At 66.0% G+C, this 765-nt stretch carries 1 protein-coding gene; it reads left to right on the forward strand.

Going from position 1 to position 765, the window contains the following annotated elements; genetic code table 11:
- Positions 1–765: VCBS domain-containing protein (locus AOG28_RS17460; RefSeq protein WP_200906845.1), on the forward strand; the 765-nt coding region annotated here is incomplete at both ends.

Below are 765 nucleotides of genomic sequence, written 5' to 3' on the forward strand. Positions count from 1 at the left end.
GATCACTCGGGCGGCGACATCACCGACAGCTTCGCGGTCGTGGTCACCGACATCACGGATGCCAGCACCACGGACAGTCTCGACATCGCGATCGTCGACACCGTCCCGACAGCCAATGCCGACACCGGCACCATCGCCGAGGACACCTCTGACGCCCTGACCGGCAATGTCATCAGCGGGGCCGGTGACAGCACGGATGCCGATGCGGCCGCCGATGCCCTGGGCAGCGACACGCCGACCCTGGTCACCGGTGTCGTGACAGGCACTCTGGAGGACGGTGACGCGCTTGCGGCAAACGTCAGCGACACGACCGGTACCGAGATCGCCGGCAGCTACGGCACGCTGACCCTCAACAGTGACGGCAGCTACAGCTACGTGCTGGACAACAGCAATGCCAAGGTCCAGTCACTGAACGATGACAGCGACCCGCTGAGCGACGTCTTCACCTATGGCATCACCGATGCCGATGGCGATGCCTCGCGCACCACGCTGACCATCACCGTCACGGGCTCGACCGATGCCGCGCCGGTCATCACCGGCATCAGCGGCACGGACGACAACAGCGTCACCGAAGCCACCGGCGACACCGTCACCGGCAGCTTCACGGTCGCCGCCACTGCCGGGATTGCCACGGTCACCATTGCTGGCGTCGATGCGGATACGCCGGTCGACATCACCAATGCGACCGAGGCCGACCCGGTGGTCATCGAGGGGAGCGAAGGCACCCTGAGCGTGACCGGCTATGACGCCGGCACCGGTGAGGTT

The organism is Cobetia sp. UCD-24C (assembly GCF_001306765.1).
GTDB lineage: Bacteria > Pseudomonadota > Gammaproteobacteria > Pseudomonadales > Halomonadaceae > Cobetia > Cobetia amphilecti.